Origin of the sequence: Lysinibacillus telephonicus (assembly GCF_003966145.1) — a bacterium.
Classification (GTDB): Bacteria; Bacillota; Bacilli; order Bacillales_A; family Planococcaceae; genus Ureibacillus; species Ureibacillus telephonicus.
The window spans coordinates 1-25,106 of the sequence record NZ_RXNR01000053.1; the positions used below are offsets into that span (position 1 = coordinate 1).

Here is a 25,106-nt window from a genome sequence, read left to right on the forward strand (position 1 = left end):
GGATTTGGACGGGTTACCACCTGACTAATCCATTATAAAGGACTTTTTCTTTGCATAAAATAATAATATTGAACATTTTGAGTATTTTTAATAGTGAATTTAAATTAATGCAACACTAGTGATGTGATGTAATAAAATGAAATAATTTTGCCAATTCATAAAAACGGAAAATTTTGACTATCTAAATAAATTTTCACCTTTATAAAACAGATACTTAGATGCAGTTTGTCACACTTAAATAAAAATCAGTTAAGTTATATGGGTAAAAAATCACAATACAAATATAGTACATTTATGCTATTATTATGTAAAAATATTATTGGAGGCAAAATTAGATCGTGAAAAAAAGAAAGAAAAATACTAACTTTAAGGTAACAATAAAAACAAAATTATGGGCAGCTTTTTTATTGGTACTAATTGCTCCCGCCATAATTGTAGGAGGATTTGCATTTAAGTTTTCAAAGGATGTAGTTCGAAATGACATATTGGAGTCAGCTACTAGTTCCGTTGACTCTCTAAATAATATCATTAATAAATTTATGGAGCCTAAAATTAAAGATGTAGAATTGCTCGCTGAAACATTAGATTCTACTACTATTGCTGTACAAGGAAATTCCAATATTGGTGTTAGTGATGATATTTCTAACCAATTAAATACATATAAAGATGTACATACTGAACTAGAATTGGCCTATATTGCTACAGAAAAAGGGGTCTATATTAATTCGCCGGCATCATTAAAAAATCCGCCAGACTATGATCCAAGAACAAGAGCTTGGTATAAACAGGCTATGGAAAATAAAGGTCAAGCTATTGTATCAGCTCCTTATACATCAAAGGCTACAGGAAATTTAGTAGTTACTGTAGCTAAAACTACAAAAGATGGACAAGGTGTAGTAGCTGTTAACGTAAGTTTAGAAGAAATTAAAAAAATAACAGGAGAAATTAAAATTGGTGATGCTGGTTATGTATACATATTAGATGCAGAACGTAAATTTGTTTATCACCCTGAAAAAGAAATTGGGACAGAAGCGCCAGATAATGAACAAAATAATAACCTATACAAAACAGACTCTGGAACTTTCAGCTATTTACATGAAGGCAAAGACCAAAAAGAAATGTTCTTTACAACTAACGCATTAACTGGCTGGAAATTGGCTGGAACTATGTATTCCAATGAAATAGATAAAGCAGCCATGCCAATTTTAATTAATACTTTAATCGTTATTATCGCAAGTATTATTGTCGGCAGTATATTGATTATATTTGTAATTCGTTCTATTTCAAGACCAATCCATTCTTTAATTAGTTCTTCAAATAAAATAGCTGACGGTGATTTTACTGAAAAGATTATCGTTACACATGATGATGAAATAGGTAAACTTGGCAATAGTTTTAATGGTATGGTTAATACTTTAAGTGGAATTATTAAAACTTTAAAGCAAACTATTGAACACTTGGCTTCATCTTCAGAACAATTAACGGCAAGTTCTTCACAAACATCCTATGCAACTGAACAAGTTTCATCAGCCATCCAGGAAATTGCTAGTGGAGTAGAAAAATCTACAGAACATCTTGAAGAAAACGAGAAATCTCTTGAAAAAGTACTTGATGGCATATCAGGTATATCCGAAAAGTCAAAGAAAGTAACTGAACTAGCTAGAGAGTCATCTAAAGAAGCCGAAGTTGGTAGACAAGCTGTTGAAGCAAATCTTAATCAAATGAAATATATCCACGAATCTGTTGGTAAATCTAATGGAGTAATCCAATCGTTATCAACCCGCTCTAAAGAAATTGGCGAGATTCTTGATGTTATAAGCGGAATAGCTGACCAAACTAATTTACTGGCGCTAAATGCTGCTATAGAAGCAGCAAGGGCTGGTGAACACGGTAAAGGATTTGCAGTTGTAGCAGACGAGGTTAGAAAATTAGCTGAACAATCACAGTCATCTACACAACTTATTGGAGAAATTATTACTAGTATTCAAAAAGATACTGAAGTTTCTGTGAAAATGATGGGTGAAGTACTTGAGAATGCTAATAAGGGTGTAACAGTAACTGAAAAGACATCTGAGCGATTTATTAAAATAATTGAGAACTCTCGTAATATTACTCCTCAAATAGAAGAAATAACGGAAACAATGGAACAAATCTATACAAATGTTGAGGGAGTAGTTTCGAAGGCGAAAAACATTACAGAATTAGCACAGGAAAATGCTGCAAGTTCAGAAGAAGTAGCGGCGTCTACCGAAGAACAACTAGCATCGATGGAGGAAATTAGTTCTTCAGCTAAATCACTAGCTAATCTATCAGAGGAACTTAGAAATCTTATTAATAAATTTAAAATATAATATTTGTCTAACTAAGAAACTAGCTCAAGTAATATAAAGAAAAATACGATGATTGCACATGCAATCATCGTATTTTTTAAATAAACATATCTAAAATTAGAACTCCGATTAATCCGATAACAGAGATAATCGACGTTAAAACTGTCCAAGTTTTAAATGTTTTGCCCATTGACATGTTAAAGTACTCTTTTACAATCCAAAAACCTGCATCATTTACGTGAGAAAAACCAACACTACCTGCACCAGCAGCTAATGTCATTAACTCTGGGCTAGCACCCGTAACCGCTACAATTGGTGCTGCAATCCCTGCTGCAGTCATTCCTGCAACTGTTGCAGAACCTAGTGCTACACGAAGCACCGCACCAATCACCCATACTAAAATAATCGGTGAAAGAGTTGTATCTTCCATTAATCCTGCAATATATTGATCGATACCGCTATCAATCAATACTTGTTTAAAGGCTCCACCACCAGCGATAATTAGTAATATTAACGCGATACCTGCAGTAGCCTCTGCAAAGGAGTTCATAACCTCCTTCATACTTTTACCGCGGTTTAAACCAAATGTAAACATAGCAATTATAACTGAAATTAATAATGCTGTACTTGCAGTACCTACGAAATCTGTAAATGGACGAATAGCAGATTCAGGGGCTGCCAACTCCACAATAGATTTAATAGCAATTAAAATAACAGGCAAGATTGCCGTAATTATACTAGTTGTAAAACTAGGCATTTCATGTTCTTCAAAAGTTTTTGGATTAAATAATCCTTTCGGAATTTCAACTTCTAAATCTTCTTTTTTAAACATTTTCGTGAATAATGGACCCGCAACTATAATAGCAGGGATTGCAATGAGAACTCCCCAAATTAATGTTTGGCCAATACTTGCACCAAACACTTCAGCAATAGCTGTTGGACCAGGATGTGGCGGAACAAATCCATGCATTGTAATTAAAGCTGTAATTACTGGAATCCCTATGTAAAGAATTGGTACTCCTGCTGCAGCTGCAATTGTAAATACTAAAGGAATTAGAACAACTACACCTGTTTCAAAGAATAACGCAATCCCAACTACCCCAGCTGTAATAACAGATGCTAATTGGACACGTTTATGTCCGAAGGCATTCAGCATAGTTGTTGCAATTCGTTGTGCACCACCAGAGTCAGTCATTAATTTACCTAATACTGCTCCAAAAATAATAACCATTGTCAGACTACCTAGCGACGATCCTAACCCATTTTGAACGGATGTCATCGCTTCAGCTGGCGACATACCTTCTAGAATACCTACAATTAAAGACGCAATAATCAGAGAAATGAAAGCGTTTAGCTTTAATACCATCATAAGTATTAATAGAAGAATAACTCCTATAATAATTGAAACTATTGGCATAATAATCCTCTTTCTTATAATTAATGTATAAGCCGTGTTGCCACGGCTTTTTTTATTTATTCATTAGTAAACGGACAAACTTAGTCATAACTGGCTCCATTGCCTGTTGCATATCTGCCATAATTGTTGATAAATGTGAGTTTTTGCGTTCTTCATTTTTAAACATTTCACCAAGATGACGAGTAGCTGCAAGGGAAACCTCTGTATTAACATTAATTTTACATATCCCTCTTGCTACCGCTTCTTTTATAATTTCATCAGGAGTACCAGACGCCCCATGCAATACGAGGGGGACATCCACTTTATTTCGAATTTCATCAAGTAAATCTAATCGAATATTAGGCTCTCCTTTATACATTCCATGAACGGTTCCAATAGCTGCTGCTAAAAAATCTACACCTGTTTCTTGCACAAATAATTTCGCTTCATTCGGATCTGTTAATGTTCCTGCTCCCTCTTCTTCATCTGAAAAAGCTCCAAGTGCTACAGAACCGATTTCCGCTTCAACACTTACTCCTGCCATATGGGCGATTTCTGTAATCTCTTTTGTTAAACGGGTGTTTTCTTCTAAATTAAATTTTGAACCATCATACATGACAGAAGTGAATCCAGCACGAATTGCGCGAATAATCGATTCCTTTTCATAGGCATGATCAAGATGCAATGCGACTGGTACAGAAGCTTTTGCTGCTAAAGTATGAACCAGACTCGCAAATCCTTCTACATCCACTGTTCCAAAATATCTTTCACCAAGAGCGATTATCACGGGATGTTGTTGTTCCTCTGCTACTCGAATAGCTGCTTGAATCGTTTCTAAGTTGTATACGTTAAATGCAGCTACTGCATATTGCTCTTCTTTAGCTTTTAAAAGCATATCCTTCGTATTTACAAGCATATCGTATTAACCTCCCTACTTACCCTGTAGTAATTCAGCTACTTCTTTAAGCGTTGTTTTAGTACCTACATTACCTGGGAAAATGACATAAGGTAAGCCAGGGAATTTAGAATCATCACCTGTATACCAAACAGGAATACCCGGTTTCACTTGTCCAGCAACAGTTGCACGCTTAACACCAAGACCTTTTGTTCCAATATCACTAGATGTAATACCGCCTTTTGCGATGATATAGCTTGGTCGAACCTCAAGCCGCTTTACAATATTTGTTACAGAATTAGATATTTTAACAGAAAGCATTAATTCTTCCTCTTTTTTATTTTCACCCAAATCCAAACGTTCTCGTCTAGTGTATACCGCTACTGTTTGTCCTTTTGCGATTAATTCATTTGTTTCGTTTACTATACGATCTTCTTCATTTTTAAAAGCTTCCTCGTTTAAAACTAAATGTACGTTGAATTCAATAAAATGAATGAAGTCGCATTTTTTCAACTCTTCAAATTGCTCCGTTGTTTTCTTTACATGGGAGCCAATCATAATTAAACCACCATTTTGTGATTGATCTTTTACAAGCTCTTCTCTAGTTAAAAGCGGACGATCACTTACCCCACCAATAATTTTCGTTAATGCTGCTGCACTTCTAAATAAGAAAGTTTTGCCTGCACGCATCGCACGAGCTAAGGCAATTACAAATACTTTTACATCTAAATAATCAACAGCATTCACAACTACTTTATTAAAGTTTTCAACTGCCATTAATTGTTGAACAATCTTATCGATATTTAAAGAACGAATATCTTCCAATGATAAATATGTAGCATTTTGTGCTTTATATCGACCATTAGACTTTTCTTCTGCCCATTCAGCTATGTTAGATGATTTATAACCAAAAGTACGATCCTTTGCAAACTCCGTTTCTCCCGCTGGAACTAGTTTGTCATCATATTGAACGTAGTGGACATTATTGATTGTGAAACGACCGCCCTCTTGGAAGAATGGAATAATAACTTCTCCATCAAATTTCGTATTTGATAAAGTTTCAACCGTATCCTTTAAAACTTCCGTTTCAAGGGGATAGTGACCGCGCAATGTGGAATCCCCACGGCTAATGAGAATAAAATCTTTGCCCATTTTTTTTGCTGTTTCAGTTACAATCGTTGCAATTTCTTTATGTGCTTTTTCCGTTTCTTTTTCTGTAAAGCCACGTGAATTCGTTAAAATAAAGAACATTGCACTATCTTCATGAAAACCTGCTTCAATACTGTCTGCAGTCCAATCTGTATATACTGATACGCCATGCACAGTTTGAACACCAGTTGGATCATCATCAAGTACAACAATTTTCTTATTTAAAAGTTTTAATTCTTCTTCCAACATATTATTTACTACACTGTTTTCAGGTAGTGGTAATAATTGCGAAAAAGCTTCTTTAGTACTTAAATTCGTCATTTGTATTACACTCGCTTTACTTCAACATTTGCTAATTTTTCATAGTATTGAACAATTCCACCATGGTCATCCATTACTTTTCCATCTGCCTTTAATGCATGGAATATTTCTAACAAGTGGCTTGATAATGGGAGTGGAACATCTAAATTATGAGCAGTTTGCATAACATTTGTAATGTCCTTCATGTTAATAGCAATTGTTCCACCAGGTTTAAAGTTACGATCTAATATTAATGGAACTTTTGCGTCTAATACTGCACTACCAGCAAGTCCACCACGTATGGCTTGATACATTTTATCAATATCAATTCCTGCTTTTGCAGCTAATACTAGTGCTTCTGACATGGCAGCAATATTTAAATTAACGATTATTTGGTTAGCTAATTTTGCAGTTACACCGCTGCCATGATTACCAACTAATACGATATCTTTCCCAACTGCTTGCAAAACATCTAGAACTGATTCAAAAACATCTTCTTTACCTCCAGCCATAATAGATAGCGTACCATCAATAGCTTTTGGTTCCCCACCACTAACAGGTGCATCAATCATATGAACACCTTTCTTTTCACATTCCTTCGCTATTTCAATTGAATCCACTGGCGAGATGGAACTCATATCAATTATGATTAATCCTTTTTTTGCTGTTGATAGTAGACCATTCTCTCCTAGGACGGTCGATTTAACATGTGGAGATGCTGGTAACATTGTAATTACTACATCACAAGTTTCTCCCATCTCTTTTACCGTCTTTGCTTTTGCCCCATCTTCAACTAGAGAATTCACAGCATCTTGATTAATATCAAAAACTGAAACATTAAAACCTGCTTTAATTAGATTTTTTGACATCGGTTTCCCCATGATACCCAAACCTACAAATCCAACTGCTTTAGTCAATTTCATTCTCTCCTTTATTTGAGTGCTAAATAAGCGCTTTGTATTAATAATTTGTTTAAAAGATTATTTTCATTAAAAAAAGCGCTTTCATTCGTTGTTTAAAATTGTATACAATTATTTAAAATTTGTATACTATTTTATATTAATTGTACACAAATATATTTTAATCTGTATACTTTTTTCTATTTTTTGTACACAATACTAATAAGTTTTTTAATAAGCAAGTTCAAATTTAGTTTTACCTTTAAAAAAGTAAGAGTTATCCTATATACTTAAAAAATAAATCGTTTGTTTAGGGGAAGATTGTTTGTGAAAAAAAAGGATACACATGCGTATACATACGCGTATGAATATTTACGGGATCAAATTTTAAATGGAAAGTTTGAGCCAAATATGAAGTTAACAGAGGAAAAATTGGCTGAAGTAATGGGCATCAGTCGTACCCCTGTTCGCTCTGCCATAGCAAAGCTTGAACAAGAAGGGTTAATAAAAAATAAACGAATTTTTAGCCCCACATCAACAGATATAAGACACATATTTCAAGTACGCATATTATTAGAAGGTTTCTCTTCACGTTATTGTGCAAGATATATTTCAGAAGAAGGCTTAAACTCCCTTAGAGAGTGTGTAGAAATTGGACATACTGGTACGCAAGAAGAGGTTATGCAAGCTAATCATCAGTTCCATCAAATTATCGTTAAAGAAACTCACAATCCTCTCATGATTGATACAATTGATAAAATGCAATCGATTATTTATTTAATGAGAAAAACTGTCGTTTACCATAAAAGGCCGAATTTAATTGACGAGCATGCAGAGATACTCAACGCTATCGCGTCACACGATGAAGATTTAGCTGAAAATTTAATGGTCGAACATTTAAAAAAGGATTTAGAGTTCAGTTTGAACTTGTTAAAAGTATAAAGAAAGTACAAAATAGCTTGATATTATCTACTCAGAGTGTAGACTAAGTTGATTTTCACTTAGTTACACTCTTTTTTTATTTTATAAACATTTAACTATATTATGAGGCGAACAATGACTCAATAGCTTTTTCTTCGAAAACAAATGAAATGCTGCAGTTACATGTTTCGATGTTCTAGCAAATATTTATTAACCTCGTTTATATAAAGATTTGCATCATGGGATAATTTATAGTCATTCTTTTTAATCCAACCAAATCGAAATGATGTGTCAATAAAATCGACAATGTCTAAAGCAATCATCTTGTTAGAAGGAAAGCTATTATTAAATAAAGCAGATATATCGTGTCCTAACGTCACAGCACCAAGCTCTGTTACTGCTTTATTAATTACCTCTAAGTTTGTGGTTGTAAAGAAAATATCGATTGGACCAAATAATCTTTGGAAATGATGGATAAATTCTTGTACAAATTCATCTTTATATAAAACAAAGATTTGCTGTTTTAATAAATCAGTATTAATGACAGTTTTGTTATCAGCTAATGGAGATTCTGTAGATGCAAATACTAAAAGTTTCCCCTTCATTATTGGTGTAAAATGGAGATCACTAATATAGTCAATTTTCTCTTTATTAATTGCTATAAATCCAATGTCAACCTTCCCTTTTTTTATATCTTCAACTATTTCCATACTTGCTTTTTCATTCACTTCAATCTTTAAGTTCGACTTACTATTTTTAAATGATAGATAAGTGTCTATTATTGGTCCTATTAATCCTGGTATAGTAGAAATTCTAAGTAAATCGTTCGTCTTATTTATTTGATTGAAAGCTTCCTCTTTAATTTGGTAAATTCCGTGCAAGGCAAATTGAGCTTTTTCAATAATTTTTTCACCTTCCTTTGTAGCGAAAACTCCTGTTTTACTCCGATCAAATATTTTTAAATTTAATTCAGACTCCAATTTTGAAATTGCTTGACTTATTGCAGACTGACTAATATTCAATGTTTTTGCCGCTTTAGCCAACGATTTAGTATTTGCTACTTCAACAATATACATTAATTGTTCAATATTCATCTCATCATCCCTTAAGTAATACTTAATACATCATCAATTATATTAACTTTCTCGAAATTATTCAAAATAGTATACTAAACTTAAAATAGTTTAAATAGGGGGTTATATAAATGAAAGCAGCAGTTTGGCATAACATTAAAGACGTTCGTGTAGAACAGGTACAAGAGCCAGAAGTTTTACCAGGCCAAGTAAAGTTAAAGGTCGAGTGGGCAGGAATTTGTGGTAGCGATCTTCATGCTTATTCACATGGTTTATCTTTGGAAGCGCATCCAATCAGCGGACAAAAACCACCACTTACTCTTGGACATGAATTTTCCGGCACAATTGTAGAAGTGGCAAAAGATGTAACGGGTCATGTAGTTGGTGAAAGAGTTGCAATTGAGCCTTTAATCTACTGCGGTGAATGTTATGCATGTAAAAGAGGCTACTATAACCAATGTAGTAAGGTAGGGTTTGTTGGTTTAAACCGAGATGGTGGGTTTGCTGAATATGTGATTGTGGATGAAAAGATGGTACATGTACTGCCAGATCATGTCTCGTTTGAAGAAGGCGCATTAGTAGAACCAACTGCGGTTTCCTTCTATGCAGTAAGAGAAAGCAAGCTAAAACCGGGGGACTCTGTCGCAATCTTTGGTGCAGGACCGATTGGATTGCTGACTTTATTATCTGTAAAAGCAGCAGGCGCAACACAAATCATTGTAATTGATTTATCTGAAGAACGACTAGAAAAGGCAAAAGAATTAGGAGCAACGACTATTATAAATGGAATGCGTGATGATATTGTTGAAACGATTCAACAATTAACAAATGGTGGGGTTAGTGTGGCGTATGAGTGTGCAGGTGCACAGCCTACGATGACATCAGCAGTTGCCTCAGTAAAACAAGGTGGACAAGTGATGGCTATCGCAGTATTTGCGAAACCTATCGCCATTGATATGGGGCAGCTAATGTTTAAAGCAGCTGATATAACTTCTACACTGGCTTATCGACATGTTTTTCCAGAAGTCATTGAAATGATTGGAACTGGAAGATTAGATGTTAAACAGGTCATTACAAAGAAAATCGAGCTGGATGATATTGTTGAAGAAGGATTTAATCAGTTAATTAACGATAAAAAACAAGCAAAAATTTTAGTAAGACCTATAAGTGATTAAGAAATACATGTAATGAAGGGGAGAAAATAAAATGGCAGATTTATCAGGGAAAGTAGCAATCGTAACTGGTGGAGCTTCTGGAATAGGCTTTGCAATTGTTCAACGTTTGTTAAAAGAGGATGTAAAAGTAGCGGTTGCTGATTTAAACAATGAAAAGCTAAAGGAACTTGAAAAAGCTAATAAAGGAAATTTGATTGGTTGTGTAACCAATGTAACAAAAGAATCGGATATTGAACAGTTAGTGAATAAAACTGTTCAAACTTTTGGAAGACTGGATTATGCATTCAACGTCGCTGGTGCTTCCAGAGCGGGTGCAATAGTAGAGCAAAGCGAAGAAGACTGGGATTTTACAGTGGACTTATGTTTAAAAGGTGTCTTTTTTTCGGTAAAGCATGAGGCAAAATATATGAAGGAACACGGTGGCGGTTCAATTGTAAATGTAGCTTCTTTGAATGCACATGTACCAATGTTTTATGGTGCGGCATATTCATCTGCAAAAGCTGGTGTTGAAATGTTAACAAAAAATGCAGCTTTAGAATTAGCACAGCATAATATTCGAGTGAATGCTATTCTTCCTGGATTGGTTGCAACGCCATTAACAAGTAGTTTAACAAATGTAGAAGCAATTAATGAAGCTTATATGGAACGGATTCCAATGAGACGTGCTGGGGAAGCAGATGAAATGGCAGGGCCTGCATTATTTTTAGTAAGTGATGATGCCTCATACGTAAATGGTGCAAGTTTAATCGTAGATGGCGCATGGGCTGTCAGCGGATACCCAGACTTGAGTAAATTTATGTAAGTTTCCTCTTTAACTATTGTTTAAAACGAAAGGTCGTCTAATAATGATAAGACGACCTTTCAGACATTTAGAGCAGTATATTGATATTCACTACTTTTTATTAAATAAATTTCACCATATGGTATTTCTTTTTCCCTCTACGAATGATGGCGAATTCATCTTCTAAGCGGTCTTTTCCATCAACCGTGTACTCTAAGTCATTTACTTTTTCTCCATTAATTGAAATCGCACCATTTGTTACATCTTCACGAGCTTGGCGTTTTGAAGATGAAATATTTGCTTCTACTAATAAATCTACAATATTTTTATCTTCTTTAGGTAATTCAGTTGAAGGAACATCTTTAAATGCATTTTTCATCTCAGCAGCAGATAGTGTTTTTAAGTCGCCAGAGAATAAAGCCGCAGTGATTCGTTGAGCAGTTTCTAATGCTTCCTCCCCGTGAATTAAACGAGTCATTTCCTCCGCTAATGCTTTTTGAGCTTTTCGTAAATGCGGTTCTTCCTGAACAGATACTTCTAGCGCTTCAATTTCTTCACGGCTTAAGAAAGTAAATATCTTTAAGTATTTAATTACATCAGCATCCGCTGAATTAATCCAGAATTGGTAAAACTCATATGGCGATGTTTTTTCTGCATCAAGCCATACAGCGCCACCAGCAGTTTTGCCAAATTTCGTTCCATCCGCTTTTGTAACTAGTGGAATCGTAATTCCAAAAGCTTTTGCATCCTCATCATGAGTTTTGCGAATAACCTCTAAACCAGTTGTGATATTTCCCCATTGGTCAGAGCCACCCACTTGAATTTTTACGTTATAGTTATCATATAAATGATTGAAATCGATACCTTGAATAATTGTATAAGTAAATTCTGTAAATGAGATTCCTGTTTCAAGTCGAGAAGCAATCGTATCTTTTGCTAATAAATAATTAATATTAATTAATTTTCCGTAGTCGCGCAAAAATTCTATTACATTTAATTTGCTAATCCAGTCGTAATTATTTACTAATTGGGCACTATTTTGTTCCTCACCAAAGTCAAAAATACGCTCCATTTGCTTTTTTAAGCCTGCTACGTTTTTATCAATTTGTTCAGCAGTTAATAAATTACGTTCAGTCGATCTGCCAGATGGGTCCCCAATCATTCCTGTTGCCCCACCAACTAAAAGAATAGGACGATGCCCTGCTTGTTGGAATCTGCGTAATGTTAGTAATGGAACAATATGACCAATATGCATTGAATCAGCCGTAGGATCCACCCCAACATATAAGGATACTTTTTCTTCATTTAAAAGCTTTTCCATACCTTCAGCGTCGGTTTGTTGATACAATAATCCACGCCATTGTAAATCTTTAAGTAATTCGTTTGTCATAGTAATTCCTCCTACATTTCATATTAGGTTTAATAAATTAGGTTTCATACATTTAAATTAAAATCTAGTCCGAAATTGCGTGACAGCTGATCTAGTGGGACTTTCCTGCAAAGTTTTTCTTAATTAAAGTCCCTCTTTTCCCCCATTTCGGCTAAAAAATAAAAAACGTCCCTACACGCAATATTGCATGCAAGGACGTTAATAACAAATTAACGCGGTACCACCTAGCTTGAAGTAGCCTACTAGACATACTTCCACTCATTAAACGTCTATCGCGACGGGGACGTTCAAGCTCCAAGAACGTAATTCATGTTTACATTATGTCTAGCTTTCACCAAACGCTAGCTCTCTAATACAGTGAATGAAAACACTACTTCAAACTTATCCTCACTTGAAAAACTATACTGATAATTCTACCCATTCTAATTTCATTGTCAATAACTATATTCTTACAATATGGAAATATGCTATAATAAACGAGATTTTAGGGGGTGTACTTAGTGAAAGTTTGGATTGATAAACTAAAAGAGCGAACTAAACAACTTAATGATAAAATAGAAAACTTAGCCTCTTCAAGAAAAATGAGTAAAATACGAATTACTGGTAGTGTCATATGGAATTTGACGCTTATTTTTTTAATTTTTATCCTTACAGGTTTTGTATTTGTTGGGGCAATTGGTGCAGGTTATTTTGCATCACTGGTCAAGGATGATCCTCTTCTTACAAAGGAAGAAATGAGAGAACAGATTTATAGTTATGAAGAAACAAGTGAAATATATTTTGCTAATAATATATACATCGGAAAGCTTCGCACTGATTTAGAACGCCGTGAAACGTCTATAGGCAAAGTTTCCCCCATGCTAGTAAACGCTGTACTAGCCACGGAAGATGAATATTTCCGTGAACATAATGGAATTGTTCCAAAAGCTGTTCTAAGAGGACTTCTTCAAGATATTACTAACTCCTCTACTCAAACTGGTGGCTCGACCTTAACACAGCAATTAATTAAAAACCAAATTTTGACTAATGAAATTTCCTATGAAAGAAAGGCTCGAGAAATATTACTTGCCTTGCGATTAGAGAATTTTATGTCAAAGGAAGAGATACTAGAAGCATATTTAAACATTATCCCATACGGCCGTAATGCATCTGGAAAAAATATTGCGGGTGTTGAAACTGCTGCACAAGGAATATTTGGTGTCTCTGCCTTGGATTTAAATTTACCACAAGCCGCTTATATAGCTGGAATTCCTCAAGCTCCATATGCACATACACCTTTTACGAATACTGGTGAATTAAAGGATGCCGAGGGGCTGAAGCCAGGAATCGATCGAATGAAAGTAGTACTAAGTCGTATGCTTGAAGTAGGTTACATAACAGAAACACAATATGAGCAAGCAATAAACTATGATATTACAAAGGATTTCCGTGAGCCAGAAACACAAGCAGCAGATAATTATCCATGGCTTACTTATGAGCTGGAAAACAGAGCTAAAGAAATAATGGCGGAAATTTTAGCGGAAAAAGATGGAATCGACCCTGAACGTTTAGCAGAAGAAGAAAATTTAAAAGAAAAATATATGATTTTAGCTGATCGCAACGTTCGATCTGGCGGTTATCGAATTTATTCAACAATCGATAAGGAAATGTACGACTCAATGCAAGAAGCAGCAAAAAATTTCAAATATTACGGGCAAACATTTACAAAAACTGAGATCGATCCAGAAACAAATGAAGAAATAGAAATCCAAATGCCTGTTCAGCTCGGCAGCATCGTAATCGAAAATAAAACAGGTAAAATTTTAAGCTTTGTAGGCGGAAGAGATTTCAACATTGAGCAGATTAACCATGCTACCCAAGCATATCGCCCAAATGGTTCAACTATGAAGCCATTATTAGCATATGCACCTGCTATTGAGTACGGCATTATCGGTGCCGGAAGTCCTGTTGTAGATGTTAAGTTTACTCGAAGCTTTGATGGATATAGCCCTTCAAACTACAACGAAAATGAAGAAAGAGGAATTATTCCTGCTCGTGAAGCATTAGCATACTCACAAAACTTGCCAGCATTAAGACTTTACGATTCTATTTTAGAGAGACGACCTGCAACATTTTTAGAAAAAATGGGCTTTACAAAATTAACAGAAGGCGATTATGTCAATCTTGCTACTAGTATTGGCGGTTTAACGAATGGAACAACTGTCGAAGAAAATACAAATGCTTTTACCACTTTTGCAAATGGTGGGCAATTTATAGATGCCTATATGATAGAAAAAATAGTAGATTTAGATGGTAATGTAATTTATGAGCATAAAGCTGAACCTGTGCAAGTATTTTCTGAAGAAACTGCGTATATGGTTACGGATATGTTAAGAGATGTTTTAGACTATGGAACTGCAACAAGAGCCAATAGTATGTTGAAATTCTCAGCAGACTTTGCAGCTAAAACCGGGACAACACAGGATTTCAAAGATGTTTGGTTAGTAGGCTATAATCCAAACGTTACATTAGGAGTTTGGATGGGATATGATCAACCTAGATCACTATCTCAATTTAATAATACGTACTACCAGCCAAGTGCACGTGTAAATATGCTTTGGGCAAATTTAATGAATAGTTTATATGATGTAAATCCTGAAGTTGTAAAAACAAACGAAACATTTGAAAAGCCAGAAAATGTCGTATATGCATCATTTTGCGGAATCTCAGGCCTCGCTCCTTCCACATCATGTTCAAATGCTGGGTTTGTTCGATCAGATTTATTTAATCGAAATGTATTTTTACCATCTGGTTCTGAAGATATTTTCATTTCATCATCCGCTGTAATGATTGATGGAAGAGCATATCGGGCACTTGACTCTACCCCTAGTGAGTTTATTAGCGCAGGTGGAGTTGGTTTAAACTCAGAATTTGCAAAAAGAATGCTAGGAAGATTGGGGGGAGACCCTTCTAAATTATTGCCTTCAAGAAGCGGCAAAGTCGTCTCATCTGCAAGGTTTAATGCAGATAATAATGCACCAGCCGCAGTAAGTGCATCTTTACAAGGAAATACTTTAGTCTGGTCAAAATCTAGTTCTAATGATGTAATTGGATATCGGGTTTATAACGTTGCTGATGGCAGCCGAAAACACTTTGCCACATTAAGAGACGGTGAAGGCCGTAGAATAACAATTCAGCAGGGCGGAACATATGTTGTTGTTGCTGTCGATATTACTGGTAAGGAATCTGCGCATTCCAATACAGTATCAACTACTGCTTCACCGCCACCTGATACTGAAATACCAGTCAATAGTGGAAATGACAACAATAACAATAATAATAACAATGATTCTACCAATGAAGAAAATCAAAATCAAAACGGCTCTAACGGAAACGAGAATGGTCAAAATAACGGAAACGGCAATGGTAATGGTAATGGCAACAGCAATAATGAAAATAACCAACAGCACCCCCCATCTACTGACGGAAATCAAGATATTTAAAAAGAGCAGTCTCACGATGTGAGACTGCTCTTTCCTTTAATTAAAGTAAAAAAGTTTTCAATATCTTCACTGCTTCATCAATTTCTGCTTTGCTAACAGTTAGCGGAGGAAGTAGGCGCAGCACATTTGGACCTGCTGCCACCAGTAATAATCCTGCTTCTTCTGCTTTTGCTACGAGCGATCCCACCTCTTTGCCACAATCAATACCTAGCATTAACCCTTTTCCTCGAACAGTAAAAAGCTCTGGTGGTAATCCCTCCTGTAATTTCTGCACTAAGTACGCAGATTTTTCCTTAACTTCATCTAAAAAAGATTGCTGGAAAACAATATCGATTACTGTTTGTGCAACTGCCACACCTAATGGATTTCCACCGAATGTTGTACCATGTGTGCCTGGACCGAATGTGTCATACAATTCTGCAGTTCCTAAAATACCTGCAATTGGGAAACCTCCACCTAATCCCTTTGCCATAGATACGATATCAGGCTTTAATGTAGTTTGTTCAAACGCAAAACGAGTACCTGTACGCCCAATACCTGTTTGAACCTCATCTACTATTAATAAAATATTACTAGTTTCACAGATTTCTTTAATAGCATTTGCAAAGTCATCTGTAACAGCGTTTACTCCACCTTCCCCTTGAACAATTTCAAGCATGATGGCAGCAACAGAATCATCTACTGCACCTTTTAAAGCTTCCACATCATTAAAAGGTAAAACTGTAAACTTCTCAACTAGTGGTCCAAATCCCTTTTGAATTTTTTCTTGGCCGGTAGCTGACATCGCACCAAACGTACGACCATGGAATGACTGTTCGAAAGTGATAATATGATGTTTCCCTGTATGTTTGCGCGCCAACTTAATGGCTGCTTCATTTGCCTCTGCACCACTGTTGCAGAAAAAAGCATGTGAAAAATGATTATCTTTTACTAAGCTTTCTGCTAGACTAACTTGGCCGGGACTATCGAATAGATTACTAGTATGCCAAATTTTTTCGCTTTGTTCCTTTATAGCTTTCACTAATGCAGGATGCGCATGACCTAAGCAGCAAACAGCAATACCGCTAGTAAAATCTAGATAACGTTTTCCATCACTATCTTTTACTACGGTTCCATTTCCTTCTACAATACTAATTGATCTTCTTGAGTAGTTATTAAAAAGTGCACCCATTTGACTTGCTCCTTTACATATCATTATCTTCTTTTACGACTAATCAACCGTCTTAAACTCATTACTCCACTGTAAGTAAGTTCATCAGCAGAGATGTTTCAGCGTACAAATCTTATTCAGATAAAATAGCCGTTCCTATTAAACGTTCATCTACAATTTGAACGGAAGAGAGCCCTGAGTTCATTACTTGAAGTGCACCTTGCACCTTTGGAATCATACCGCCATAAATATAGCCTTCTTGTATCCATTGATCAATTAAACTCGGTGTAGCTTCTTTTTGGTATTCCCCTTCTATACGAATACCTGAAACATCCGTTACAAGTAATAAACTAGCTGCATTTAATGCTAAAGCTACTTCACTCGCAACTGTATCTCCATTAATATTTAACGCTTGCCCATCAGTTGTTGCACCAACACACGCAATAACTGGAACAATTCCGTTATCACATAATGTTTCAATTAATTGAGTATTTACGTTTTTTACTTTCCCTACAAAGCCATAAGTATTTAAATCTAAAAACTCACTTTCTAGTAAAAGTCCGTCAAAACCATTTAGTCCAATTGCTTTTATTCCTGCTTGATTTAGTTCACTTACTAGTCCCGGATTAACTTTGCCAATTAAAGTAGTCTTAACTACTTCAATTGCTTCTTCGCTAGTAACTCTTATGCCATTTAAGACAGTTGATGATATATGCTGTTTTTCAAGCTCTTTATTAATGGCTGGTCCGCCGCCATGTGTAATGATGATATCAAAGCCTTTTTGCTGCAAATCTTTAAAATTAGAATAGAAGGCTTTAGTTAAGCCTTCTAAAGTACTTCCACCTAATTTAATGACAATTTTTTTACGAGCGGTAGGATGCGTTGATTTGAACGTAGTCATAAGTTAAATCACACCCCCATGCAAAACCATGCCCTTCACCCTGACCCAACGACACGAATATTTTCACTTCATTTGCCTTTAAGATAGTAATTAATTCATCTTCGGAAAATGGAACAGGCTCTCCGTTCTCAACCATTAATGCAGGACCGATCTTAATCGAAATCTTATCAGGGTCAATCTTTGCCCCACTATATCCAACAGCAGCAATAATTCGCCCCCAGTTGGCATCATTGCCAAATACAGCAGTTTTTACTAATGGAGATCCTACAACAGTCTTAGCAATTTTTCGTGCCTCTTCATCTGAAATTGCTCCATCTACTTCAACCTCAATTAATTTTGTTGCACCTTCTCCATCTCTCGCAATTGCTTTTGCAAGATCTTCAGCAACTGTTTGTAAAGTACTGTAAAAATTGCTCCAGTCAGGATGGCTCGGAGTAAGTGGATTATTTCCAGCTAAACCATTTGCCATAACTATGACACAATCATTTGTAGATGTATCACCATCTACAGTAATTGAATTAAATGTACAATCTGTGATCTCAGATAATGCCTTTTGTAATTCAGCTGAATCAATGTTGGCATCTGTTGTAATAAATCCAAGCATTGTTGCCATGTTTGGTTCAATCATTCCAGAACCTTTTGCTGTTCCAGAAATCACGACTTCTTGGCCATCAATTATCGTGCTATATGTCGTATTTTTCATTACCGTATCTGTTGTTAAAATTGCTTGAGCAAAATCAATCCCGTGCTCTAATGTGCTTCCTAATTCTAATTTTTGTACCCCCGTGCGGATTGGTTCCATTTTCATAATTTCACCAATAACTCCTGTAGAAGCTACACCTACTAAAGAAGGTTCAATTCCGAATTTATCAGCAGCTAACTTTTGCATCTCATAGGCATCTAGAACACCCTGTTTTCCTGTACAAGCATTTGCATTACCGGAATTTACAATTAAGGCTTGCATTTTCCCTACATTGTATACGACTTCTTTTGTTACTTTTAAAGGTGCAGCTTGCACGGCATTCGTTGTGAATACTCCTGCTACGCTTGCTGGTACTTCACTCATTAATATTGCTAAATCCTTTTTCTTGTGCTTAATGCCACAGTGAATTCCTGCTGCAGAATATCCCTTTGGTGACACAATATTTTTACTTGATAGTTTTCTTACTTCATATACTGAATTTGACATTTTTCTCCCCCTTAAATAAATAACGGAATTACATCCAGACCAAGCGTTTCAGGTAAGTTAAATTGTACGTTCATATTTTGGATTGCTTGCCCTGCTGCCCCTTTTACTAAATTGTCTATTACGCCTACAATAGTTGCCCTATTTGTTCTGTCATCTAATTTAACGAAAATATCACAGTAATTAGAGCCTTTGACACGATTTGTTCCAAGTGAAGACACATCTTGAACAACTCGAACAAATGGATGATTTTTATAGGATTCTATTAAACAATCATTCAGTTGTTTGTTGGTAACGCCTGATAATATAGGTGCATAAGTAGTTGCCAAAATACCACGTGTCATTGGGACTAAATGTGTGTTGAAAGAAATCGTTGTTTGTACATCAGCAAACATTTCAATTGCCTGTTCAATTTCAGGAATATGTTGATGCTCATTAATTTTATAAATTGAAAAGTTCTCATTCATCTCACTAAAATGTGTTAGTTGTGATGGTTTATTGCCGGCGCCAGAAACGCCGCTTTTAGCATCAATGATTAAATTTTGTGAATCAATTAGCCGGTCTTTTATCAAAGGTAATATCGAAAGTAAAACCGCTGTTGGGTAGCAACCAGGATTAGCAATCAAATTCGACTCTTTAATACGTTGTGCATTCCATTCTGTTAAACCGTAGACACTTTCACTTACAATGTGTTCTGGTGCAGCAGTTTTTTTGTACCATTTTTCATATGACCTAATATCTTTTAGTCGATAATCACCTGATAAATCTATTAATTTAGGTCCAACCCCAACTAACGGAGGCAATAATGAACTTGTAACCCCGGACGGAGTACTTGTGAAAACAACATCAAATTTGGATAGTTTGTCAATTTCAATTTCCTGCAATGGTTGATCTTGAATTGCAACTAAATGTCCGAATTTTGATGAGAAGATTGCCCCTGCATCCGATGATGTAAATAATTCAATACTTTCAACCTCTGAATGATTGTGTAAAAAACGTATTAATTCTAATCCCCCATAACCAGTTGCTCCTATAATTCCAACTTTCACTTCGCTCACCTCTGAAACAAGATACAGTTAGTATAATTCTGCATAATTATTTAGTCAACTGTATTTTTATATATATTTTAATTTTCTAATTATAAAAGTAAGAAGCTTTTTGAAATGGAAAAATGAATAAATTTATTACCTATGCTTTCAAATGGTAGATTTCTATTCCTAATGCATTTCCTTCAAAAACATAGAAATAGAAGCATTTTTTGACGAGGCAAGCACGTCAACACGAATAGATGCACTCGCCGCTTTCAACTCCAATCAACAAGTTATAGATAAAAATAAAAAATCTGCTCATTTCTTATTAATTAAAATGAGCAGATCCTTGTATAAATATTAATTTTATATAAAGAGTTTTATTAATCTAGAATTAAACGGTATCAAATCACCTTAATCTTCCATTGTTGATAAATCACCAGTTGGGAGATTTAGTTCCCACGCTTTTAATACACGACGCATAATTTTGCCGCTTCTTGTTTTTGGGAGTTTATCTTTAAACTCGATTTCTCGAGGAGCAGCATGTGCAGATAAACCTGTCTTAACGAAATTACGAATTTGTTCTGCAAGCTCTTCACTTGGTGCTACACCTTCACGCAAAGCGATAAAGGCCTTAATAATTTCCCCGCGAACCGGATCCGGTTTTCCAATCACACCTGCTTCTACTACGTCCGGATGCTCTAGAAGCTTACTCTCTACTTCAAATGGACCAACTCGTTCACCTGAAGTCATAATGACATCATCGACACGTCCTTGGAACCAAAAATAACCATCATCATCCATGTAAGCTGAATCTCCTGAAACATACCACTCCCCTTTTAGGAAGTATGATTCGTAACGTCCTGGGTTCCCCCAAATTTGTCGCATCATTGATGGCCAACCTTTACGAATCGCTAAATTACCCATTGTAAACGGAGGCACTTCATTTCCTTCGTCATCAACAATCGTTGCATAAACACCCGGGATTGGTTTCCCCATTGAGCCTGGTTTAATATCCATTGAAGGATAGTTGCAAATCATATGAGCGCCAGTCTCTGTCATCCACCACGTATCATGAATACGATGTCCAAGTTCATCCATTCCCCAACGGATAACTTCTGGATTCAACGGTTCCCCAACCGATAATACATGTCTAAGTGATGACAAATCATATTGTTGTAAAATACTAGATCCTGCACCCATAAGCATACGGAATGCGGTAGGTGCACTATACCATACCGTTACACCGTAATTCTCAATTGCTCCATACCATGCTTGTGGACTAAAACGACCGCCCACTATAAGGTTCGTTGCTCCATTTAACCATGGTCCAAACACCCCATACGCAGTTCCTGTTATCCAACCCGGATCTGCAGTACACCAATATATATCTTCATCATTTAAATCCAGCACCCATCTAGCAGTTTGATATTGTTGGAGCATTGCATTGTGAACATGCAAAACTCCTTTAGGAGCGCCTGTAGAGCCTGATGTATAATGCAGCAGCATGCCATCTTCTCTATCAACCCACTCAATATCAAATTTACGCGAGGCTTCTTTTAATTTACTATTGAAATCAACAAATTTATCATTCTCTTCAACATTATCTCCTACTATGAAGATAGTCTCTAAATGTGGCAGCTTATCAATCGGAATTCGATTTAATAAACTTGGTACAGTAACAATCGCTTTCGCTTCACTATCCAAAAGCCGATCATATACCGCGCCCTCCATAAAGGCCTCGAATAATGGACCTACAATAACGCCCATTTTAATTGCACCTAACAAAGAAAAATATAATTCAGGTGAACGCGGCATAAAAATAAATAATCGATCACCTTTTACTAAACTGGAATACTGTTTAAATACATTCGCAGCTTTGTTTGTTAGATGCTTCATTTCATTAAAAGAATACGTTTCTTTTCGAATACCATCATCAAAATAAAGCGCTACTTTATTTTTCCGGTAAGTTTCAGCATGTCGATCGATTGCTTCATAGGCAGCATTCAATTTCCCCGTTGAATGCCAGCTGAATGTCTTCTCTGTTTCTTTCCAATCAAACGACGCTACTGTTTCATCATAATCCTTTAAATGATGTTCCCCATTAACAACAGCTAATCTCTCTGTAATTTTCATCCCCATAAAAATTACCCCTTTCTAAATCAAATACGCCTCTTTGCACATAACGCTAAATTTAAGCAAATATCAAAAATTTGCTAGAATATCCCCTGATTATGTGAGGCAAAACTATTAGCCCCCAATACACACAAAATAGGCTAATAGTTAAAAGATACACTTATTTTACAATATCAAAAACATTTTGAGTTAAATATTTTTAATCTTTTAACAATTATTGAATTTTTCGAAGAAAAGAGCGATTTTACGCATATTTTATCATATAATGGAATTATTAAATTCGTTGGAGAGTATTAAAATGAAACATATTAAAACTTTTTATAGTGAAGAAATGGAGACGAGGCATGGCAAAGTAATTATTGAAGGTCCAGTACCTCCCGAACAATTAGAAAATTATATTTTTCATGATGATTTAGTAGCATTTAGGCCACCTGTGCAGCAGCATAAAGCATTGATAGAAATTGCGAAACTTGAAGAAGGACGTATTATCATTATAAGAAATCAACATATCGTCGTTGGCTATGTTACCTATTTATATCCTGACCCACTAGAAAGATGGTCGGAAGATAAAATTGACAATATGATCGAACTCGGTGCAATTGAGGTAATCCCATCTTACCGTGGCTGTGGAGTTGGGAAAAAATTGCTTCAGGTTTCCTTTATGGGAGATGAAATGGAAGACTATTTAGTCATTACAACTGAATATTACTGGCATTGGGACTTAAAAGGAACTGGACTAAATGTATGGGAGTACCGGAAAATGATGGAGCGACTGATGGAAGTTGTCGGTTTCACCTACTATGCAACAGATGATCCAGAAATTACTTCACATCCCGCAAACTGTTTAATGGCTCGTGTAGGAAAACGAGTTCAAAACGATACATTGGAGAGATTTGATCGACTTCGATTTAGAAATCGATTTATGTATTAACAATCCAACAGTAAAGGAGTAAAGAATATGATTGTAGAAGAAATTATGAATAGGGACATTTACTCTCTTTTACCTTCAAATACAATAAAAGATGCAGTTCAAATAATGCGGGAAAAAAAAATTCGCCATCTGCCAATCGTCGATGAAAAAAATAAAGTTGTTGGACTCATTACCGAACACGATATCAAAAATGTCCTACCTTCAAATTTAAATGAAAATTCAACTTTACCCGATTATCAAACACCTTTAGAGGAAATCATGGTTAAAGATCCTATTGTTGGACATCCACTAGATTTTATCGAAGAGGTTGCACTTACTTTTTATGAATCAAAAATAAGCTGTTTGCCAATCGTTTCTGGAGGACAACTGGTTGGCATTGTAACAACAACCGATTTGCTTTATACGTATATTGAGCTTACAGGCGCCCATAAGCCCTCTTCAAAGATTGATATTCGTGCTACAGACAAGCCTGGTGCTATGTCGAATATTTTCACAACATTTAAACAGCATAAAGTTAATGTTTTAAGTGTATTAGTTTATCCAGATTCTGATAAAGAAAATAGTAGAATAATAAGTATCCGAGCACAAATTTTAAATCCGCTGTCCATTATTAATGACTTGCGTAATGAAGGCTTTGAAGTACTTTGGCCGCACTTACCGGGTGTTCAGCAATGAAAAAAAATGCCGTATTTATCTATTCACCCGAACAGCTCGGATATAAATTTTCAGAATCACACCCATTCAATCATAAAAGACTACTATTAACAATTGATCTACTAAAAAATATAAATGCTTTATCAGATCATGATATCGTCCCAGCACGTATTGCAACAGATGAAGAAATTGCTCTTGCCCATGATATGAAATATATTGATATTGTAAAAAAAGCAGGCCATGGACTCCTTACTCCTCAACAATGCGAGAATTACGGAATTGGAACAGAAGATACACCAATATTCACTAATATGCATGAAGCAAGTGCACTATTAGTTGGAGGCACATTGCAAGCAGTTGATTATGTAATGCAGGGAAAAAGCCGACACGCTCTAAATTTAGGAGGGGGGCTTCACCACGGTTTCCATGGTCGCGCTTCTGGGTTTTGTATTTATAATGATAGCAGTGTTGCCATCCGGTATATGCAGGAAAAATACAATGCTCGTGTTTTATATGTAGATACGGATGCTCATCATGGAGATGGTGTGCAATGGACTTTCTACGATGATCCGAATGTTTGTACCCTGTCTATTCATGAAACGGGCCGTTATTTATTCCCCGGTACAGGAAATGTAACAGAACGAGGAAACGGACAAGGTTATGGTACATCATTTAATTTCCCTATCGATGCTTTTACAGAGGATGAAAGTTTTTTAATGATTTATGAACAAGCATTGCGTGAAGTGTTTGAATATTTCAAACCGGATGTTGTTTTTACACAAAACGGAGCTGACGCACATTATTTTGATCCGCTGACACATTTATATGGAACGATGAAAATCTATCAAGAAATACCTAAACTTGCTCATAAGCTTGCTCATGAGTATTGTGATGGAAAATGGATTGCAGTTGGTGGTGGGGGCTATGATATTTGGCGTGTTGTTCCTCGGGCTTGGTCATTTATTTGGACTGAAATGAATGATCTCCCATTGCCGACTGGACCCCTACCTAAAAAGTGGCTTAATAAATGGCAAACTGAGTCGCCAGTTCCATTAATCCCAACATGGGAGGATCCAAATCCGTTATATGAACCGATTCCACGCAAAGCAGAGATTGAAGAGAAAAATGCACAGATGTTAACAAAAGCTTTACATATTATTCGTAATGAAAAGAAATAGAAAAGATGCCGTTCTGAAATAGAACGGCATCTCAGACTGTAGACAAACTCGAAAATTCGAGTTTGCCTACAGTCTTTTTTCTTTTAAAATAAAATTAATAACCCTTTTTGAATAAGTTAGTTGATTTCCGTTTCGGCGGACGCTTTCCGCG

The 25,106-nt window shown here is 35.8% G+C and carries 19 protein-coding genes; 8 read left to right on the forward strand and 11 right to left on the reverse strand.

Features of this window, described 5'->3' with window-relative positions:
* Positions 1-338: 338 nt before the first annotated feature.
* On the forward strand, positions 339-2,351 hold the full coding sequence (locus EKG35_RS15350; protein WP_126295416.1) for a methyl-accepting chemotaxis protein: 2,013 nt from the start codon (positions 339-341) through the stop codon (positions 2,349-2,351).
* Positions 2,352-2,427: 76 nt separating this feature from the next.
* Here EKG35_RS15350 and EKG35_RS15355 read toward each other — a convergent pair whose 3' ends face one another.
* Genes EKG35_RS15355 through garR form a run of 4 tightly spaced genes read right to left on the reverse strand, consistent with a single transcriptional unit; the run spans position 2,428 to position 6,987 of the window.
* Entirely contained in the window at positions 2,428-3,747 is a 1,320-nt protein-coding gene (locus EKG35_RS15355) for a gluconate:H+ symporter (protein WP_126295417.1), read from the reverse strand.
* 52 nt (positions 3,748-3,799) lie between these two features.
* Positions 3,800-4,642, reverse strand: a complete 843-nt coding sequence (locus EKG35_RS15360) for a class II fructose-bisphosphate aldolase (protein ID WP_126295418.1) — start codon at positions 4,640-4,642, stop codon at positions 3,800-3,802.
* Between the two features lie 15 nt (positions 4,643-4,657).
* Positions 4,658-6,091, reverse strand: a complete 1,434-nt coding sequence (locus EKG35_RS15365; protein WP_126295419.1) for a four-carbon acid sugar kinase family protein — start codon at positions 6,089-6,091, stop codon at positions 4,658-4,660.
* A gap of 5 nt (positions 6,092-6,096) precedes the next feature.
* Entirely contained in the window at positions 6,097-6,987 is an 891-nt protein-coding gene (gene garR, locus EKG35_RS15370) for a 2-hydroxy-3-oxopropionate reductase (protein ID WP_126295420.1), read from the reverse strand.
* A gap of 309 nt (positions 6,988-7,296) precedes the next feature.
* Between garR and EKG35_RS15375 the strand changes: the two genes are divergently transcribed.
* Positions 7,297-7,911: a GntR family transcriptional regulator gene (locus EKG35_RS15375; protein WP_126295421.1), complete on the forward strand. Its 615-nt coding sequence runs from the start codon at positions 7,297-7,299 to the stop codon at positions 7,909-7,911.
* 158 nt (positions 7,912-8,069) lie between these two features.
* Here EKG35_RS15375 and EKG35_RS15380 read toward each other — a convergent pair whose 3' ends face one another.
* The gene (locus EKG35_RS15380) at positions 8,070-8,984 is read right to left on the reverse strand and encodes a LysR family transcriptional regulator (RefSeq protein ID WP_126295422.1); all 915 of its coding nucleotides are present in this window, start codon (positions 8,982-8,984) and stop codon (positions 8,070-8,072) included.
* Between the two features lie 110 nt (positions 8,985-9,094).
* Here EKG35_RS15380 and EKG35_RS15385 point away from each other — a divergent pair, with 110 nt between their 5' ends.
* On the forward strand, positions 9,095-10,138 hold the full coding sequence (locus tag EKG35_RS15385) for a 2,3-butanediol dehydrogenase (protein WP_126295423.1): 1,044 nt from the start codon (positions 9,095-9,097) through the stop codon (positions 10,136-10,138).
* 31 nt (positions 10,139-10,169) lie between these two features.
* Positions 10,170-10,940, forward strand: a complete 771-nt coding sequence (locus EKG35_RS15390; protein ID WP_126295424.1) for an SDR family NAD(P)-dependent oxidoreductase — start codon at positions 10,170-10,172, stop codon at positions 10,938-10,940.
* Positions 10,941-11,040: 100 nt separating this feature from the next.
* Here EKG35_RS15390 and tyrS read toward each other — a convergent pair whose 3' ends face one another.
* Entirely contained in the window at positions 11,041-12,309 is a 1,269-nt protein-coding gene (gene tyrS / locus EKG35_RS15395) for a tyrosine--tRNA ligase (protein ID WP_126295425.1), read from the reverse strand.
* Positions 12,310-12,890: 581 nt separating this feature from the next.
* On the opposite strand from tyrS, the gene EKG35_RS15400 reads away from it, so the two are divergent.
* Positions 12,891-15,791, forward strand: coding sequence for a transglycosylase domain-containing protein (locus EKG35_RS15400; RefSeq protein ID WP_126295432.1), 2,901 nt, complete (start codon positions 12,891-12,893; stop codon positions 15,789-15,791).
* A gap of 40 nt (positions 15,792-15,831) precedes the next feature.
* Here the strand turns inward: EKG35_RS15400 and EKG35_RS15405 are convergent, their stop codons facing one another.
* The 5 genes from EKG35_RS15405 to acsA form a co-directional block, all read right to left on the reverse strand.
* On the reverse strand, positions 15,832-16,962 hold the full coding sequence (locus EKG35_RS15405; RefSeq protein WP_126295433.1) for an acetylornithine transaminase: 1,131 nt from the start codon (positions 16,960-16,962) through the stop codon (positions 15,832-15,834).
* A 112-nt stretch (positions 16,963-17,074) separates the two neighbouring features.
* Positions 17,075-17,842: an acetylglutamate kinase gene (gene argB / locus EKG35_RS15410; protein ID WP_126295426.1), complete on the reverse strand. Its 768-nt coding sequence runs from the start codon at positions 17,840-17,842 to the stop codon at positions 17,075-17,077.
* Positions 17,805-19,031 carry a bifunctional glutamate N-acetyltransferase/amino-acid acetyltransferase ArgJ gene (gene argJ, locus EKG35_RS15415; RefSeq protein ID WP_126295427.1) on the reverse strand — a complete coding sequence of 409 codons (1,227 nt, stop codon included), beginning with the start codon at positions 19,029-19,031 and terminating at the stop codon, positions 17,805-17,807. The genes argB and argJ overlap by 38 nt, the downstream gene beginning before the upstream one ends.
* Before the next feature lie 11 nt (positions 19,032-19,042).
* A complete protein-coding gene (argC, locus tag EKG35_RS15420) occupies positions 19,043-20,077 on the reverse strand; it encodes an N-acetyl-gamma-glutamyl-phosphate reductase (protein ID WP_185807784.1) in 1,035 nt (344 codons plus the stop codon).
* Positions 20,078-20,470: 393 nt separating this feature from the next.
* Positions 20,471-22,198, reverse strand: a complete 1,728-nt coding sequence (gene acsA / locus EKG35_RS15425) for an acetate--CoA ligase (protein ID WP_410798942.1) — start codon at positions 22,196-22,198, stop codon at positions 20,471-20,473.
* Positions 22,199-22,490: 292 nt separating this feature from the next.
* On the opposite strand from acsA, the gene EKG35_RS15430 reads away from it, so the two are divergent.
* From EKG35_RS15430 to EKG35_RS15440, 3 genes are read left to right on the forward strand one after another with little or no spacing between them, the layout of a single operon-like run.
* Positions 22,491-23,123: a GNAT family N-acetyltransferase gene (locus EKG35_RS15430; RefSeq protein ID WP_126295429.1), complete on the forward strand. Its 633-nt coding sequence runs from the start codon at positions 22,491-22,493 to the stop codon at positions 23,121-23,123.
* Between the two features lie 27 nt (positions 23,124-23,150).
* Positions 23,151-23,798 carry a CBS and ACT domain-containing protein gene (locus tag EKG35_RS15435; RefSeq protein ID WP_126295430.1) on the forward strand — a complete coding sequence of 216 codons (648 nt, stop codon included), beginning with the start codon at positions 23,151-23,153 and terminating at the stop codon, positions 23,796-23,798.
* The gene (locus tag EKG35_RS15440) at positions 23,795-24,955 is read left to right on the forward strand and encodes an acetoin utilization protein AcuC (RefSeq protein WP_126295431.1); all 1,161 of its coding nucleotides are present in this window, start codon (positions 23,795-23,797) and stop codon (positions 24,953-24,955) included. Before EKG35_RS15435 ends, EKG35_RS15440 begins: the two co-directional genes overlap by 4 nt.
* The last annotated feature ends 151 nt before the right edge of the window (positions 24,956-25,106 follow it).

Bases quoted from the DNA above. Each gene is read 5' to 3' on its own strand.
- EKG35_RS15355 (WP_126295417.1), bottom strand. From the start codon at position 3,747: ATGCCAATAGTTTCAATTATTATAGGAGTTATTCTTCTATTAATACTT.
- EKG35_RS15360 (WP_126295418.1), bottom strand. From the start codon at position 4,642: ATGCTTGTAAATACGAAGGATATGCTTTTAAAAGCTAAAGAAGAGCAA.
- EKG35_RS15365 (WP_126295419.1), bottom strand. From the start codon at position 6,091: ATGACGAATTTAAGTACTAAAGAAGCTTTTTCGCAATTATTACCACTA.
- EKG35_RS15380 (WP_126295422.1), bottom strand. From the start codon at position 8,984: ATGAATATTGAACAATTAATGTATATTGTTGAAGTAGCAAATACTAAA.
- EKG35_RS15385 (WP_126295423.1), top strand. From the start codon at position 9,095: ATGAAAGCAGCAGTTTGGCATAACATTAAAGACGTTCGTGTAGAACAG.
- EKG35_RS15390 (WP_126295424.1), top strand. From the start codon at position 10,170: ATGGCAGATTTATCAGGGAAAGTAGCAATCGTAACTGGTGGAGCTTCT.
- tyrS (WP_126295425.1), bottom strand. From the start codon at position 12,309: ATGACAAACGAATTACTTAAAGATTTACAATGGCGTGGATTATTGTAT.
- EKG35_RS15400 (WP_126295432.1), top strand. From the start codon at position 12,891: ATGAGTAAAATACGAATTACTGGTAGTGTCATATGGAATTTGACGCTT.
- EKG35_RS15405 (WP_126295433.1), bottom strand. From the start codon at position 16,962: ATGGGTGCACTTTTTAATAACTACTCAAGAAGATCAATTAGTATTGTA.
- argB (WP_126295426.1), bottom strand. From the start codon at position 17,842: ATGACTACGTTCAAATCAACGCATCCTACCGCTCGTAAAAAAATTGTC.
- argJ (WP_126295427.1), bottom strand. From the start codon at position 19,031: ATGTCAAATTCAGTATATGAAGTAAGAAAACTATCAAGTAAAAATATT.
- acsA (WP_410798942.1), bottom strand. From the start codon at position 22,198: ATGGGGATGAAAATTACAGAGAGATTAGCTGTTGTTAATGGGGAACAT.
- EKG35_RS15430 (WP_126295429.1), top strand. From the start codon at position 22,491: ATGAAACATATTAAAACTTTTTATAGTGAAGAAATGGAGACGAGGCAT.
- EKG35_RS15435 (WP_126295430.1), top strand. From the start codon at position 23,151: ATGATTGTAGAAGAAATTATGAATAGGGACATTTACTCTCTTTTACCT.
- EKG35_RS15440 (WP_126295431.1), top strand. From the start codon at position 23,795: ATGAAAAAAAATGCCGTATTTATCTATTCACCCGAACAGCTCGGATAT.